Origin of the sequence: Streptomyces cellostaticus (assembly GCF_001513965.1) — a bacterium.
GTDB lineage: Bacteria > Actinomycetota > Actinomycetes > Streptomycetales > Streptomycetaceae > Streptomyces > Streptomyces cellostaticus.
Window position 1 is genome coordinate 167,482 of sequence record NZ_KQ948021.1, and the last position, 11,652, is coordinate 179,133.

Annotated in this window: 10 protein-coding genes; 5 read left to right on the forward strand and 5 right to left on the reverse strand. The window is 70.8% G+C overall.

The window, feature by feature from the left end; genetic code table 11:
* Nucleotides 1-3: 3 nt before the first annotated feature.
* From AQI88_RS15735 to AQI88_RS15745, 3 genes are read right to left on the reverse strand one after another with little or no spacing between them, the layout of a single operon-like run.
* A complete protein-coding gene (locus AQI88_RS15735; RefSeq protein WP_066998582.1) occupies nt 4-708 on the reverse strand; it encodes an alpha/beta fold hydrolase in 705 nt (234 codons plus the stop codon).
* Between the two features lie 38 nt (nt 709-746).
* A complete protein-coding gene (locus AQI88_RS15740) occupies nt 747-1,613 on the reverse strand; it encodes an alpha/beta fold hydrolase (RefSeq protein ID WP_208615795.1) in 867 nt (288 codons plus the stop codon).
* Nucleotides 1,614-1,661: 48 nt separating this feature from the next.
* On the reverse strand, nt 1,662-2,129 hold the full coding sequence (locus tag AQI88_RS15745; protein ID WP_066998588.1) for a bacteriocin immunity protein: 468 nt from the start codon (nt 2,127-2,129) through the stop codon (nt 1,662-1,664).
* A 141-nt stretch (nt 2,130-2,270) separates the two neighbouring features.
* On the opposite strand from AQI88_RS15745, the gene paaK reads away from it, so the two are divergent.
* A complete protein-coding gene (paaK, locus tag AQI88_RS15750) occupies nt 2,271-3,566 on the forward strand; it encodes a phenylacetate--CoA ligase PaaK (RefSeq protein WP_066998591.1) in 1,296 nt (431 codons plus the stop codon).
* Nucleotides 3,567-3,569: 3 nt separating this feature from the next.
* Here paaK and AQI88_RS15755 read toward each other — a convergent pair whose 3' ends face one another.
* Nucleotides 3,570-4,028, reverse strand: a complete 459-nt coding sequence (locus AQI88_RS15755) for an MFS transporter (RefSeq protein ID WP_066998594.1) — start codon at nt 4,026-4,028, stop codon at nt 3,570-3,572.
* Between AQI88_RS15755 and AQI88_RS15760 the strand changes: the two genes are divergently transcribed.
* Nucleotides 4,027-4,266 (forward strand): LLM class oxidoreductase, encoded by a 240-nt coding sequence (locus AQI88_RS15760; protein ID WP_066998597.1) that lies wholly within the window; start codon nt 4,027-4,029, stop codon nt 4,264-4,266. The genes AQI88_RS15755 and AQI88_RS15760 overlap by 2 nt on opposite strands.
* On the opposite strand, the gene AQI88_RS15765 is transcribed toward AQI88_RS15760, so the two are convergent.
* On the reverse strand, nt 4,256-5,752 hold the full coding sequence (locus AQI88_RS15765; protein WP_066998600.1) for an acyl-CoA synthetase: 1,497 nt from the start codon (nt 5,750-5,752) through the stop codon (nt 4,256-4,258). The genes AQI88_RS15760 and AQI88_RS15765 overlap by 11 nt on opposite strands.
* Nucleotides 5,753-6,023: 271 nt before the next feature.
* Between AQI88_RS15765 and AQI88_RS15770 the strand changes: the two genes are divergently transcribed.
* The 3 genes from AQI88_RS15770 to AQI88_RS15780 all read left to right on the forward strand — a co-directional run bounded on the left by AQI88_RS15770 (nt 6,024) and on the right by AQI88_RS15780 (nt 11,648).
* Complete coding sequence (locus AQI88_RS15770) at nt 6,024-7,496, forward strand: cytochrome P450 (protein ID WP_079057591.1); 1,473 nt, start codon at nt 6,024-6,026, stop codon at nt 7,494-7,496.
* A complete protein-coding gene (locus AQI88_RS15775; protein ID WP_066998606.1) occupies nt 7,480-8,487 on the forward strand; it encodes a (-)-alpha-amorphene synthase in 1,008 nt (335 codons plus the stop codon). The genes AQI88_RS15770 and AQI88_RS15775 overlap by 17 nt, the downstream gene beginning before the upstream one ends.
* A 257-nt stretch (nt 8,488-8,744) precedes the next feature.
* Entirely contained in the window at nt 8,745-11,648 is a 2,904-nt protein-coding gene (locus AQI88_RS15780) for an ATP-binding protein (RefSeq protein ID WP_066998609.1), read from the forward strand.
* Nucleotides 11,649-11,652 lie beyond the last annotated feature (4 nt).

An 11,652-nucleotide genomic window follows, 5' to 3' on the forward strand; every position in this document is an offset into this window, starting at 1 on the left:
GGTTCACCGGTCGAGGAACGTCTCCAGTACGGCGAGGAACTCCTCCGGGCGGGTCTCGTGCACCAGGTGCCCGGCGTCGACGGTCACCAGCCGGGCGTCCGGGATCACCTCCGGCAGCTGTGCGATCAGGTGCTGGGGAATGTGGCTGGTGGGACCGCCCCCCATGACCAGTGCGGGCATGGTGATCCGGTCCATGTGGTCCCACCACACAGGATCGGGCGCGTTGCGCTGCTCGTCGGTGGCCCGCACCATCGCCCAGTCGAACGGCAGCTCCCCCTCGGGCCGTTCGGTGGGCGGCCGGGGCGGGTCGGGGGGCGCGGGCACGTACACGTCCTCCAGCACCAGACGTCGTACGACCCCGGGATGGCGCTGGGCCAGCAGGATCGCGACGATGCCGCCCAGGGAATGGCCCACGACATCGGCGCTGTCGACGCCCAGGACGGCCAGCAGGGCGCGGATGTCGTCACTCATCGCCTCGAACGAGTAGTCGCCGGGCCAGGCGCTGCGTCCGTGGCCGCGCAGGTCGGGGGCGTACACCCGGTGCGGGCCCGGGGGTGCGGCCAGCCTTTCGGCGATCGGGGTCCAGTCCGCGCCGTCGGCGCCCCGGCAGTGCAGCAGCAGGACGGGCGGGGCGTCCTCGGGACCCCAGGTGCGGCAGGCCAGGGTGATGCCGTTCGCCTCGACGGTGTGCAGGAGTGTGGTGTCCATGCCGGGCACGCTAACCGCGCAGCCCTGTCCCCGGCTGCCTACTCTGCCGACGGCAGAGCGGCGTCCGGGTCCCTGTCGAGGAAGGCGAGGGTGTGGCGGACGAAGTGTTCCGGGTCGTCCAGCCAGGGGTAGTGGCCGGCGCCGGGCTGGACGGTCGACTCGGCGTTCGGGAAGGCCTCGGCGACGCGGCGGGCGAGGTCGGGGCGGGGGCCGCCGTCGACTCCGCCCGCATACACCAGGACCGAGGCGGTGAGGGTGGCGAGCGCGGCGCGCGTGGCGTCCGGGGTGAAGGCGCCCTCGCCGAAGTACCGGTCGGCCGCCTCGTCGTTGGTCTGCTCGTCCGCGGCCGCGTCATGCGCGCGGGCGGCGGCGTCCCAACGGCCGTAGTAGAACGGCATGAAGACGTCGTCGAAGTCGGCCTCGCCCGCCAGCCACGCCTGGAAGGAGGCAAACGCCTCCGCGAACCACGGCTCGCCGGCCCGCAGCCGGGCCGCGGCCAGCCGGTCCTCGGGCGTCGTCCGCATGCCGAGGGCCGAGGGATTGGGGGTGATCAGCACCAGGCGCCGTACCCGGTGGGGATAGCGGGCCGCATAGAGCATCGCCAGACTGCCGGCCGCCGAGTGCGCGAGCAGGTCCATGTGCTCCAGGCCCATGTGGGCGCGCCACATCTCCACGTCGTCCACCAACCGGTCACAGCGGTACGTCTCCGGGTCGGCCGCCGGCGCGGAGTCCCCGGTGCCCCTCAGGTCGAGCAGGGCCAGGCGGCGGTGTGCGGTGAGCCCGCCCAGGTCGCCGAGGTAGGCGGAGGCCCGCATGGGCCCACCGGGCAGCACGGCAAGGGGCTCGCCCTCACCCCGGAGGTGGTAGGCGAGCCGGGTTCCGTCGACTGTGGTGAAGGTCGGCATGCGGTTGATCATCCGGGTCCGTCCCGCCGGGCCGCAACGCCTTTGCGCTCACAGGGCGATGGGCCGGTAGGCCGACAACTCCTCCACGATCCGCTCCGGCGGGGCGTCCACGAGGCGGGCGGGCGGGTGGAAGAGCAGGTCGGCGGCGCGGGGGTGGGCGACGTTGGTCCGCAACACCAGCAGGTAGTAGTCGGCGTCGGGATCTCCCGATGCGTATCCCGAAACGACCCGGCGGACGATCTCGGTCAGTTCCTCACGAGTGATGTCCGGGACGCGCGGCCACGCAGGCCGAGCGGCCTGGAGGGCGAACTCCTCCAGGTCGCACGCCGCGGCCCGGCTCAGGAAGGCCGACGGCTCGTACGCGTTCCCGGTCGCCGCGTTGAAGGCGTCGACCGCCCGACGCCCGGCCTCCCCGTCCTCGTACAGGAGCCTCTCGATCCGCAAGATCTCCTCGCCCAGCTCCGCCAGTCGCCCGGCCGGCACGGCCGGGGGCAGCAGTTCCCGTCGTAGCTCCATGGGCTCAGTCTGTGGGAGGCCGGACGGGAAAATCCGAGCAGCCCTCTTGCCTGGAGCCGGATGGACTGAATTACTGGCCACGAACAGAGCGACCGAATGATCGGTCGTCCGGAATGTGCGGCTGGCGAGGGAGAAGTCCCGATGGCGGATGCGACGGACCTGCTCGACGCGGGCGAGAAGCTCGGGCCCGAGGAGCTGCGGGCGCTCCAGCTGGAGCGGCTGCGTGCCTCGCTGCGGCACGCCTATGACCATGTGCCCTTCTACCGGGACTCCTTCGACAAGGCCGGTGTCCGCCCGCAGGACTGCCGTTCGCTCGCCGACCTGGTGCACTTCCCATTCACCACCAAGGCCGACCTGCGGGAGCACTACCCGTACGCCATGTTCGCCGTGCCCCGTGAACGCATCCGCCGTCTCCATGCCTCCAGCGGCACCACGGGCCTGCCCACGGTGGTCGGCTACACGGACAACGACCTTTCGATGTGGGCCGAGATGGTGGCCCGGTCGATCCGGGCGGCGGGCGGCCGACCCGGCGACACCGTCCATGTGGCCTACGGCTATGGGCTGTTCACCGGGGGGCTGGGCGCTCACTATGGTGCCGAGCGCCTGGGCTGTACGGTCATCCCCGCGTCCGGCGGTATGACGGCCCGCCAGGTCCAGCTGATCCGGGATCTCGAACCCGGCGTCATCATGGTCACGCCGTCGTACATGCTCACGCTGCTGGACGAGTTCGAACGGCAGGGCGTGGACCCGCGCGGCACCTCGCTGCGGGTGGGCATCTTCGGGGCCGAGCCCTGGACCGAGCAGATGCGGCGCGAGATCGAGGAGCGGTTCGCGATCGACGCCGTCGACATCTACGGGCTGTCCGAGGTGATCGGTCCGGGGGTCGCCCAGGAGTGTGTCGAGACCAAGGACGGTCTCCATGTGTGGGAGGACCACTTCTATCCGGAGGTGGTCGACCCGATCACGGGCGAGGTGCTGCCGGAGGGCGAGCGGGGCGAGCTGGTGTTCACCTCGCTCACCAAGGAGGCCATGCCGATCGTCCGGTACCGGACGCGGGACCTGACCCGGCTGCTGCCCGGCACGGCCCGCGTGTTCCGGCGGATGGAGAAGGTCACCGGGCGCAGTGACGACATGGTGATCCTGCGCGGGGTCAACCTGTTCCCGACCCAGATCGAGGAGATCGTGCTGCGCACCCCTGGCGTGGCCCCGCACTTCCAGCTGCGCCTCACCCGGGAGGGCCGCCTCGACGCACTCACGGTACGCGCCGAGGCCCGCCCCGGCGCCACGCCCGAGCAGCGGGAGGCGGCGGCCCTCTCCATCGCCGCGGCCGTGAAGGACGGCGTCGGCGTGTCGGTGAACGTGGAGATCGTGGAGCCGGAGACGCTGGAGCGGTCCGTGGGCAAGATCCGCCGGATCGTGGACCTGCGGCCACACTAGGTCTCACGGCACAGGCCTGGCCGGTACGGCGCCCTGGGGGGCTTCGGCATCCTCGGGCGCCGTACGGCCCCGGGTCAGGTGCCGGGCGAGGGCGATCACGGACGCCGGCGCCACCAGGCCGGTCACTCCGGGCCGGCCGAACCGGTCGTAGGCCCGCACCCCGAGCCACCAGGACCCCACGCTGCCCCCGATGAACGCGCACGTCATGTACGCGGTGTTGATCCGCGCCCGCACCTCGGGGCGGAGAGCGAAGTTGCGTGCCTGGTCGGCGACTTGGCCGCACTGCACCGCCACGTCGAGCAGCACCATGCCGCCGGCCGGCGCGACCAGCCCGGCCGCACCGCCCCACCCGCCGAGTGTCAGCACGCCCGCCGGGCCGGCGACCCCGAGCAGACACCAGAGGCTGACCGCGTCCGGTCCCCTGCGGTCGACGGCCCGCCCGGCGAACGGCGTGCCGAACATGCCGGCGAAGTTCCGCAGGCTCGGCTACACGGACGACGACTTCTCGGGCGGCGGCAGCGACCGGCTGGTGGACGACCTGGTGTTCTGGGGCGATCCGGACACCGTCGTGCGGAAGCTGCACGGCCACGCCGAGGCGGGCGCCGACCACGTGGCGGTGCAGGTGATCGGTGGAGAGCCGGGCGCATCGGCGCTGCCGCAGTGGCGGCTGCTCGCCGAGGCCCTGCTGCCTACCCGCTGAACCGGTCCCGCAGTTCGCGCTTGAGGATCTTCCCGCTGGCGTTGCGCGGCAGCTCGTCCACGAACAGCACCCGCTTGGGCGCCTTGAAGGAAGTGAGCTTCTCCCTCACGTGGGCGATGAGCTGATCCTCCGTCACCTCGCCGCGGGCGACGACGACCGCCGTGACAGCCTCGATCCACCGCTCGTCGGGCAGGCCGATCACGGCGGCCTCGGCGACGGACTCATGGGGGTAGAGAGCGTCCTCCACCTGACGGGAAGCCACCAGCACGCCACCGGAGTTGATGACGTCCTTCACCCGGTCCACGATCGTGAAGTAGCCGTCCGTGTCGCGCACCGCGAGGTCGCCCGAGTGGAACCAGCCGTCGCGGAACGCCTCGGCGGTCTCCTCGGGCTTGTTCCAGTAGCCCTCGCACAACTGCGGGGAGCGGTAGACGATTTCGCCGGGCGTCCCGTCGGGCACGTCCTCGCCCCGCTCGTCGACCACTCGCGCGTCCACGAACAGGACGGTCCGGCCGCAGGAGTCCAGCCGGCCCTCGTGCTCGTCGGGCCCGAGCACCGTGGCCAGGGGGCCGATCTCGCTCTGCCCGAAGCAGTTGAAGAAGGCCAGCTCGGGCAGGCGTTCGCGCAGCCGCTGGAGCACCGGCACGGGCATGATCGAGGCGCCGTAGTAGGCCTTGCGCAGGCCGTCCAGGTCCCGCGCGGCGAAGTCGGGCCGGTTGGCCAGGCCGATCCACACGGTGGGCGGCGCGAACAGACTGTCCACGCGGCCCGCTTCGATCAGGTCGAAGAGGCGGTCCCCGTCGGGCGCGTCCAGGATGATGTTGGTCGCGCCGACCGCGAGGTACGGCAGCAGGAACACGTGCATCTGTGCCGAGTGGTAGAGCGGCAGCGCGTGCACGGGCCGGTCGCCGGCGCTCAGGTCGAGGGCCGTGATCGCGCTCAAGTACTCGTGCACCAAGGCCCGGTGGGTCATCATCGCCCCCTTGGGCAGGGCGGTGGTGCCGGACGTGTACAGCAGCTGCACCAGGTCCTCGGTGCGCGGTTCGGGCCCGTCGTACGGCGGCGCCTGCGCGAGCCCGGCGAGGAAGGAGTCCTCGGTGTCCCGCAGCGGCAGCACCCGTACCTGCTCGGGCAGGCGACCGGCGAGGTCCGGGTCGGCGAGGACCAGCGCGCTGCCCGACTGGCCGACGATGTACGCCAGGTCGTCGCCGGTCAGGTTCTGGTTGACCGGCACATGGACCAGACCCGCGCGGGCGCAGGCGAGGAAGGCGATCAGGTAGGCGTCGGAGTTGTGGCCGTAGGTGCCGACGCGGTCGCCGGGGCTGAGCCCCTCGGTGAGGAGGAGGCCCGCCGCGTGGGAGACGGCGGCGTCGAGTTCTTCGTACGTCCAGGTGCGTTCGCCGTACTCCAGCGCCACGCGCGCCGGGGTTCGCCGGGCACTGCGCCGCAGCACCCCGTCGACCGTGCTGCCGTGTCCCTGCGTCATGACACATGATCCTCTGTCCGACGCCCACGGAGGTCAAGAAGGGCAGGCCGAGCGTCGCGGGTCGCCGCTCTCATGGACGCCCCGCCACAGCTCGGAATATCAACGGCTGTTCGCCAAATACTGCTTGTGCTTCTCTGTGCTCCCGTGCGCCCCCCTGCAGAAAGGATTCACGGCAACCAACACCGGGCCGAACTGGGCAGTACATGACTCAGACGCCAAGTCAGTGCATCATTCACCAAATTTCGAGTGTCGCATGAGGCAGGGGGATCCGATGAGTCGTGCTGTGCCTGAACAAGAACGCACTTGGCGGGTGGGTACTGCGCCAGGCATATTCCCATTAGTCGGCCACGGTATCGCCTTGTACCGTCGCCCGCTGGCTTTTCTGAATTCTTTACCCTCGTATGGGGATCTGGTCGAAATACGCCTGGGTCCACAGCGGGCCTGGATGGTGTGTCACCCGGAGTTGGTCTCCCGGATGCTCAAGGACACGCGCACCTTCGACAAAGGGGGTCCGCTGTTCGACAGGCTCCGGATCCTGATGGGCAACGGCCTTGTCACGTGCCCTCACCAGGACCACCGGCGGCAGCGCAGGCTGTTGCAGCCCGCCTTCCGCCCTTCCCGCCTCACCGAGCAGGCGGACCTGATGGGTGAGGAAGCCGAGGCGGTGTGCCGCGAGTGGCAGGCCGGCCGGCAGGTCGACATCAGCGCGGCCATGATGGCGTTGACGACGCGGGTGATCAGCCGCGTCCTCTTCTCCGACTCGCTGGACACCGAGACGGCCGCCGAGGTACGGCAGTGTCTCGCCGCCATCGTCCACGGCCTGTTCATCCGCACCGCCGTCCCGATCGACGCCCTGTTTCGTGTTCCCACGCGCGCGAACCGCCGTTACCGGTGGGCGGTCGAACGCACTCACGCGATCATCACCGCGGCCATAGCCGAGCGGCGTCGGGGCGTTCCCCGCGACGACCTGCTGGGGACTCTGCTCGAGGCGACGGACGGCAACGGCGCAGGACCGGCGCTCACGGAACAGGAGGTCCACGATCAGCTCGTCTCGCTCCTGCTCGCCGGAGCCGAGACCACCGCCCTGTGCCTGGCGTCCGCCTTCAGCCTGCTGGCACAGAACCCGGAGGCGGAGCGCCGCCTGCACGCCGAGGTCGATGCCGTTCTCGCCGGACGGCAGCGGCCCGGTCCCGACGACCTCTCGCGCCTCGTCCACACCCGAGCCGTCGTCACCGAGACATTACGCCACTCACCGCCGGGCTGGCTCTTCACCCGCGTGACCACCGAGGAAACGGAACTCGCCGGGTGCCGTCTCCCCCGGGGGGCCATCGTTCTGTACAGCCCCTACCTGCTGCACCACGATCCCGCGTGCTTCCCCGACGCCGATCGCTTCCTCCCCGACCGCTGGCTGCCGGGCCGGGTCGCCGCCGGACCACACGGTGCGCTGATCCCGTTCGCCGCGGGCAGCCGCAAATGCATCGGCGACACGTTCGCCATGGCCGAGGTCACCATCGCCCTCGCCACCGTCGCCGGCCGCTGGCGTCTGCGCCATGTGCCGGGTCCCGTCGAACCACCCCGTCCCGGGGCGACGCTGGGGCCCAGGTCACTCGTGATGATCTGCGAGCCGCGTGTGCGTGTGCCGGTCGGCACGCCTGGCACGGGTTCTCGCGCACCTGGAGCAACTCCGGCATCCCGCGTACAGCCTTCCCGAACGGCAGGTGAGAACGGTGTCGACGACGCATGAGGAAATCACGCTCGCCGCACAGGAGGGAACCCGGGCCTCCAGTCTGAAGGAACTGATCGAAGCCCACCTCTACATGCCCTTCGCCTTCCAGAGCAATCCGCACGAAGCCGAAGCGGTCGCCGGCGTCGACGCGTGGTTGCGCGCGCGAGGGCTGACCGACGAACCGGGTGTGGCGGCGATGATCGCCTATACCCGGCCGGCCGTGCTCGCGTCCTACAACAGCCCGACCGTGGACTCGGACATCCTCCAGATGGTGGCCAACCAAGTCGCCTACCAGTTCATCTTCGACGACCAGGCGGAAGAGTTCGGCCGACGGTCGCCGGGCCGGCTGCTGCCCATGCTGACCGAGAGCATCGCGATCCTGCGGGACGGCAAACCGCCCAGCACCCCGTTGGGGGCGGCCCTCGCCGATCTTCATCGGCAGGTCCAGGAACGATGCACACCGGCACAGGCCGCGCGATGGGCATGGCTGAGCCGCGAGTACGTCCACGGCCTGCTGTACGAGGCGGTGGCCCAGAGCGACCGCTTCCCCGTACCCATCGACCTGTCCAACTCGATACGTTCGCTCACCGCGGGCGTCGAGCCGTTCTGCCCGCTGTACGAGGCGGCGCAACACTGCGAACTGCCTCCCGAGGACCTCTATCACCCCGCGATGCGGCGGCTGATGCGTCTGTCGGCCGATGCAGCGGTTTGGACGGCAGACCTGTTTTCCGCGGTGAAGGAACAGCGGACGGGCGGGCTGATCAATCTGGCCCTCGCCCACCAGCGCACACACCGATGCTCGCTGCCGGTGGCGGTCATGCTGGCCATCCAGCAGATCAACGACACGATCCACGAGTTCCAGAGGCACTGTGCGGAGACCAAACCGCAGTTGAGCCCTGCCGGAGTCGGCTACGTGGACGGCATGATCAACTGGATCCGCGGGTGCTACCACTGGTCCCGTACGGTGCCGCGCTACGCGGACACGGCGGTGGCCCCCGCTCTTCTCTGAGCACGCTGTGCTCCCGCCCGTGCCGCGCGGCGGGCGCACAGCATTCGGGAACACCCGCTACCACTCCTTGTCGCAGCCCCGCTCCCGAGAGGGAGTCATTCGAGCCTCATTACCCAAAGGTCGGGCACACGAACCGATCCAGTGGATGTTTCCTTCTTCCGTGCGATGTTCGTATCTCATTACGGCCATCGGGTGTGCACCACGGGCGTACGCTCGCGCTGTCCTCCGAGGATCAACGACAGGAAGCGGTAGGGCACATGGCGCATGGGTCACGGCAATCGATCACCGAGTCCTGCCCCTTGCTCGAGCGTGACCGGGAACTCCAGGCGCTCGACGCTGCATTGTCGGACCTTCGCCACGCGACCGACGGCGTGCCGCGGACGTTGCCCGGCGGGCTGCTCGCCTTCACCGGGCCGGCCGGGCTGGGAAAGTCGGCGCTCATGGCCGAGGCGCGCACCCGCGCCACGGCCCACGGATTCACGGTGCTGTCGGGCCGGGGCGGCGAGAACGAACAGGAACTGGCGTTCCGCGTGGTGCGCCAGCTCGTCCAGCCCGCTCTGGCGTCGATGGGCGAAGAGGCACGTACCTTCCTGGGAAGTTGGTACGAGATCGTCGCCGTCGCGCTCGGTCTCGAGGCGTCGGACACCGCCCATGCCCCCGACCCGACGGGAGTGCGGGACGGCCTCGACTGGGTGATGACGCGCCTCGCGGTGCAGAAGGCGCCCGTCGTCCTGCTCCTGGACGATCTGCACTGGGCCGATGTCGAATCCCTCAGCTGGCTCACCTCCTTCGCGTCACGGGCCGCGGACCTTCCGCTCCTCATCGTGGTCGCCTACCGGCCCGACGAACTGCCGCCCGAGGCCGCCGCTTTCCGCGCTCTCGTGGCACGGCACGGGAACCGTCCGCACACTCTGGCGCCGCTGAGCGCCACCGCCGTGGCGCGGATCGTCAGAGATGAAGTGGGAGACCTAGCCGAGGACGACTTCTGCGAAGAATGCCGGACGGTCACCGGCGGGAACCCGTTCGAGGCGGTCGAACTCGCCATCGGGCTCGGCGAGCAGAATCTGAAGGGCAGGCAGGACGAGTTGCCCGCGATGCGGAACGTCGCCGCTGCCGTCAAAGGCCCCGGTCTGCTCGAGCGTCTTCGCCGGCTGGGCACGACCACGGTCCGCTTCGCGTACGCAACGGCCGTACTCGGTGCGCCCGCTTCACTGGAGCTCGCGGCCACCATCGCCGTGGTCGGCAGTGAGGAAGCCGCCGAGGCGGCCGAGCGGTTGCGTGTCGGCCGGTTCCTGGCCGACAGCCCCGGCCCCGGGGGCCTCGAGTTCGCTCACCCGCTGATCGCCACGACGATCTACCGCTCCATCCCTTCGCACCTGCGGGTCGGCATGCACGACGCAGCCGCTCAGGCCGTCCATGCGGCGGGGCTCGGCCCCACGGCGGCCGCCCGGCATCTGTTGGAGGTCCCCTGCGAGGGCCGGCCTGAGGTCGTCGAATGCCTGCGCGAGGCCGCCCGCGAGTACCTGCGCGCCGGGGCCCCGGAAGCCGCCCGGCGGGTCCTGGCCCGTGCGCTGCAGGAGCCCCCGGCGACGGAGGACCGTGCCGCGCTTCTCCACGAGCTCGCGGGTTCGACCTTTCTGATCGAACCCACCGCCACGGTCACCCATCTCCGGGAGGCGCTGGCTCAGCCCGGCGTCGATCCCGAACTTCGTGCCTCCATCGTCTACCGGCTGACGCAGGCGCTGGCCCACACCGACCAGCTGGCCGAGGCGGCGACCGTGGCCGGCGAGGAGGCGCACCAGACCGCCCATCCCCGCGTCCGACTGCGCATGCAGGCCGATCATTTCGTCTGGAGCGCGTTCCGCACCGACGAGCCCGACGCCCCCGCCCGCTCGCGCAGGCTTTCCCGGCTGGCCGAGCGACTGACCGGCCGCAGTCTGGAGGAGCGGTACATCCTGGGCCTGCGGGCCTGGGACGCCGTGGTGCGCGGCGAGCCGCGGCAGACCGTCCTCGCGTGTGCCGAGAAGGCCCTGCGCAGCGGAATGAGCTGGACCGAGGAGAACAGGGGCTTCGAGGTGCCCGTCTCCGTCGCCCTGGTCTTCATGTACTGCGACCAGCCACGACGGGCCGAGGAACTGTTCACCAAGGGTATGCGGGAGTGCGAGCGGAAGGGTTGGCGCGGCTCCCACCTGGCCCTCGGCCAGACCCTCTTCGGCTACATCCGCTACCGTCGCGGCTGCCTGGCCGACGCGGAGGACCTGGCACGGGAGGGCCTGCGCACCGCCGACAAGGTGGAAGGGGCGGTACCCGCCCAGTGGTTCGCCATCGGCATCCTCATCCAGACCCTGCTGGCCCGTGGGCGCACCACCGACGCGCGACAGCTCGCGGACACCTACCGCTACGGTGAAGTCGTCCCGAACGCCGTCATCTACCCCGATCCCCGCACCGTGTACGCCGAACTGCTTCTGGCGGAGGGGCGGCACGCCGAGGCGGAGCGCCTGTTGTCCGCCGTCGGGGACTGGCTGGAGGGCCGGGCCTGGCGCAATCCCGCCTGGTGCCGCTGGCAGCTGAGCCTCGCGTCCGCCGTCGCCTCCAGCGCCCCCGACCGGGCGGTCTCGCTCGCCCGGGAAGCCGTCAAGCGGGCCCGGGATTTCGGTGCGGCCTCCGCGATCGGCCAGGCGCTCCACACCGAGGCCGAGGTGACCGGCGGACCGGCCGCGCTCGACCTGTACACGGAGGCCGTGGAACACCTGGAACGGTCACCCGCCTCGTACGAGTTGGCCCGTGCCCTGGTCGGCCACGGCGCCGCGCTGTCGCGGCACGGCCGGCTCCAGGAGGCCGCGGACCGGCTCTACCAGGGTCTGGAAGGCGCCGTCCACTGCGGTGCCGAGGCCTTGGCCGGCCGGGCCCGGGAAGAGCTCTCGGCAGCCGGGCTGCGACCACTGCCCCTGCGCTACGCACAGACGGACACGCTCACGGCCCAGGAACGCCGGACCGCCGAACTGACGGCCCAGGGCCACCCGGTGGCTGTGGTCGCGAAGCAACTGCGCCTCACCGAACAAGGCGTGCGGCACCTGCTCGCCTCCGTCTACCGCAAGATCGGCACTGATGCGGCCGACCTCGCCAGAGCCCTGGAGACCTTCCCCCGCCCCCGGCCATGAGCGA